Source organism: Streptomyces sp., assembly GCF_050698815.1.
Classification (GTDB): domain Bacteria; phylum Actinomycetota; class Actinomycetes; order Streptomycetales; family Streptomycetaceae; genus Streptomyces.
Window position 1 is genome coordinate 1 of sequence record NZ_JBOHCV010000623.1, and the last position, 3932, is coordinate 3932.

At 70.8% G+C, this 3932-nt stretch carries 4 protein-coding genes; 2 read left to right on the plus strand and 2 right to left on the minus strand.

Annotated features, from left to right (window positions below; translation table 11 throughout):
- The coding region (locus ACRDP3_RS22560; RefSeq protein WP_431518822.1) for an Lrp/AsnC family transcriptional regulator at positions 1-308 on the plus strand (308 nt) is incomplete at its 5' end.
- 4 nt (positions 309-312) lie between these two features.
- Here the strand turns inward: ACRDP3_RS22560 and ACRDP3_RS22565 are convergent.
- Entirely contained in the window at positions 313-909 is a 597-nt protein-coding gene (locus tag ACRDP3_RS22565; RefSeq protein WP_431518825.1) for a TetR/AcrR family transcriptional regulator, read from the minus strand.
- A 148-nt stretch (positions 910-1057) separates the two neighbouring features.
- On the opposite strand from ACRDP3_RS22565, the gene paaN reads away from it, so the two are divergent.
- On the plus strand, positions 1058-2800 hold the full coding sequence (gene paaN, locus ACRDP3_RS22570; protein WP_431518823.1) for a phenylacetic acid degradation protein PaaN: 1743 nt from the start codon (positions 1058-1060) through the stop codon (positions 2798-2800).
- 95 nt (positions 2801-2895) lie between these two features.
- Here paaN and ACRDP3_RS22575 read toward each other — a convergent pair.
- Positions 2896-3932, minus strand: a 1037-nt coding sequence (locus ACRDP3_RS22575) for a PASTA domain-containing protein (protein WP_431518824.1), incomplete at its 5' end; no start/stop codon positions are given.

A 3932-nucleotide genomic window follows, 5' to 3' on the forward strand; every position in this document is an offset into this window, starting at 1 on the left:
TACGCGGCTTCGGCGCCCGTATCGACGAGGAACGCGCCGGGCAGGGCACCTCGGCCTACATCACGCTCAAGATCGTGCAGGACTCCTGGCGCAGCGTCCGTGAGCGGCTGCTGGAGCTGCCGGGCGCTGCCCACATGGCGCTGGTCGGCGGGGACTTCGACGTGCTGCTGCTGGTGCACACCGCCGACAACTGGGCACTGCGCAACCTGGTGCTCACCAGAATCCATTCGATCCCCGAGGTGATCAGCACCCGGACACTGCTGGTCTTCGAGGAGACCGACCTGGATTACCCACAGCGCGATATCTGACGCGTCAGCCGCCGCGCAGGCCCGCGAAGGCGGTGCGTACGACGGCCTCCGCGACCTCGTCGCTGGTGGCGGAACCACCGCGCCCGGCCCGGGCCGGGCGGTACCACTCCACGATGGAGTTGATCATTCCGAAGAGCAGCCGCGTCGCCAGCCGCACATCCACGTCGGTGCGCAGATCGCCGTCGGCCGCGGCCTGCTTCAGCAGCCCTGCCACCCGCTGGTCGAACTCGCGGCGGCGCGCCATGGCCCAGCGCTCGGTGTCGGTGTTGCCGCGCACCCGCAGCAGCAGCGTCACGTAGGGCAGCTCCGACATCAGCACCTCGACGGTGCGCCGGGTGACGTGCTCCAGCCGGTCGATCGCGCGGCCCTCCCGGGCCGCCGGTTCGTCGAGCACGCCGAAGAGCCCGCTGAGGGCGCGGCTTATCGCGCGGCGCAGCAACTCCTCCTTGCCGCGGACGTGGTGGTAGATCGAGGACTTGGAGATTCCGGCGGCCTTGGAAAGGTGCTCCATGGAGGTGCCGTCGTAGCCGCGCTCGATGAACACCTCTACGGCGACCTTGAGCAGCGAATCGGGCGTGTAGGTGTCGCGCTTGGCCGGCATGGCGCCGATGCTATCCACGTTATCCACAGGCTCATTGTCCCTCTTGCCCCGACCGATCGTTCGGTAGCAGTATCTACTTGTCCGCGTAAGCCGAGCCAGCCAGTCGGTCGGCAACCAGTCAGCCAGCTCGACGAGGAGTGAGTCGTCCGTGACCGCACCAGTGACCACGCCCGTGACCACCGCGCCCGCCGCACTCGCGGCGGAAGCGCTGATCGAGCGGCACCGGCCTGCTCTGGACCGCGCTCTGGAGGCGATCCGCAGCCGGGAGTACTGGTCGCCGCACCCCGAGCACCCCAAGGCCTACGGGGAGGGTGGCAACGGCACGCCCGGCTCGCTGAGCGCCGAGCAGGGCCAGGCCGCCTTCGACGCACTGCGCGGCAGCCGCTTCGAGCTCGACGGCCAGCCGGGCACCGGGGGCTGGGCGTCGAGCGAGGTCTCGCCCTACGGCCTGGAGATGGGCATCGAGTATCCGCGCCCGGACCTGGATGTGCTGCTGCCGGCGATGCGGGAGGCGATGCCCGCCTGGCGGGAGGCCGGGCCTCAGGTGCGGGCCGCCGTCTGCCTGGAGATCCTGGCCCGGATCAGCGCACGTACGCACGAGTTCGCGCACGCGGTGATGCACACCAGCGGGCAGGCGTTCATGATGGCGTTCCAGGCGGGCGGACCGCACGCGCAGGACCGCGGCATGGAGGCGGTGGCGTACGCGTACGCGGAGCAGACCCGCACCCCCGAGGCGGCGGCCTGGTCCAAGCCGCAGGGCAAGCGCGATCCGCTCGATCTCAGCAAGCACTTCACCGCGGTCGGCCGTGGCGTCTCCCTGCTGATCGGGTGCAACACCTTCCCGACCTGGAACAGTTATCCGGGCCTCTTCGCCTCCCTCGCCACCGGCAACCCGGTGCTGGTCAAGCCGCACCCGCGCGCGGTGCTCCCGCTGGCCCTTACCGTCCGCATCGCCCGTGACGTGCTGGCCGAGGCGGGCTTCGACCCGAATCTGGTCGCGCTGGCGGCCGAGCGGGACGGCGAGGGCATCGCCAAGGAGCTGGCGGTGCGGCCCGAGATCCGCATCATCGACTACACCGGCTCCACCGCCTTCGGCGACTGGCTGGAGGCGCACGCCCGCCAGGCCCGCGTCTTCACCGAGAAGGCGGGGGTCAACACGGTGATCATCGACTCCACCGACGACTACAAGGGCATGCTGGGCAATCTCGCCTTCTCCCTCTCGCTCTACAGCGGCCAGATGTGCACGACGCCGCAGAATCTGCTGATCCCCAGGGGCGGCATCGCCACGGACGTGGGTGAGAAGTCCTATGACGAGGTGGTCGGCGATCTGGCCACCGCGGTCGGCAAGCTGCTCGGCGACGACGCCCGCGCCCACGCCCTGCTGGGCGCCCTCGTCAATCCGCAGGTGCGCGAGCGCGTCGAGTCGGCGCCCGCGCTGGGCGAGGTGGCGCTGGCGGCCCGCTCGCTCGACCACCCGGACTTCCCCGGCGCCACAGTGCGTACGCCCGTCATCGTCAAGCTGGAGACCGCCGAGCCCGGGGCCGAGGCCGTCTGGTCCGAGGAGTGCTTCGGGCCCGTCTCCTTCGCCGTCGCCGTCGGCTCCACGTCCGACGCCGTGGCCCTGTTGCGGCGCACGATCCGGGACAAGGGCGCGATGACCGTCGGTGCGTACACCACGTCGCCGGACGCCGAGCGGATGATCGAGGACGCCTGTCTGGACGAGTGCGCGCAGCTCTCGCTCAATCTCACGGGCGGGGTGTACGTCAACCAGACCGCGGCCTTCTCCGACTTCCACGGCTCAGGTGGCAACCCGGCGGCGAACGCCGCGCTGTGCGACACCGCTTTCGTGGCCGACCGCTTCCGCACGGTGGAGGTGCGGCGGCCGGCGTAGCGGCCACGCGGCGGCACAGGAACCGAACAGGGCGGCCGGGCACGCACGATGACGTGTCCGGCCGCCCTGTCGCTGCAGCGGGCTCCGCTGGTCCGCTAGTCCGCGGGTTTGCCGGTCGAGACGGTCAGCTCGATCTCGTCCTTTTCGGGGTCGAACTCGTCGATCCCGTCCGGGTCCTGGTCCAGGACCATGTTCTTGCCCCAGATGTTCTCGTCCTCGTAGGTGATCTCGCCGAGCTTCCAGCCGGCCTCGCGGATGCACTGCTTGACCGAGGAGAGGTTCCGGTAGGTGAAGTCCGGCAGGATCTTCTTGCTCTTGTCGGAGTAGCTGTCGCTGGCCTCGGTGCACCGGGTGGTCTCGATGGTCTTCGACTTGTCCTCCGGCTTGAACTCGCCGGCGGAGTCCCCGCCGGAAGCCGGTTCGTCGGTGGCCTTCGCTGAGGCGCTCGCCGACGACTTGCTGTCCGCCGGCGGGTCGTCGTCGCCACCGCTGTTCAGGGTGAGCGCGATGATCAGCGCGGCGACCACGACGATCGCCGCGACCGCCGAACCGACGATCACCGGAGTGTTGTTCTTGCCGCCGCCCCGGCCGCCCCCGGACGACGGGGAGGGCGAGAGCGTGTACGGGGGCGGGGTGTGCGAGCCGCCGCCCTGCTGCACGCCGTAGGGCGAGCCCGTCGGGTACTGCCCCATCGGGTTCTGGCTCGGCGGCGGAGGTGTCGAGGGCCCGAAGCCGCCGTACTGCTGCTGCGGCTGGTAGGGCTGCTGCACGCTGCCGTGCGGTGGCGGCGTGCCGGCATCGCCCACCGGCGGGAAGACCGCCTGCCCGAAGCCCGCGCCGCTCTGACCGCCCGGACCGCCGCTGACGATGACCGGGGCGCCCCCGGCCACCCCCGGGCCGCCGACCCGCAGGCACTCGTCGTGCATCGTCTCGGCGGACGGGAAGCGCTCGTTGGGGTTCTTCCGCAGCGTCCGTGCGACAAGCGCGTCCACGGCGGGCGGCAGCGACCGGTTGACCGACGACGGCTGCGGCGGCTCCTCCTGCACATGCGCGTACGCGATGGCCAGCGGGGAGTCGGCGTCGAAGGGAAGGCGTCCGGTCAGCAGCTCGAAGAGCATGATGCCGACCGAGT

Excerpts from the sequence above, each read along its gene's own strand:
- ACRDP3_RS22565 (WP_431518825.1), bottom strand. The coding sequence starts at position 909 with ATGCCGGCCAAGCGCGACACCTACACGCCCGATTCGCTGCTCAAGGTC.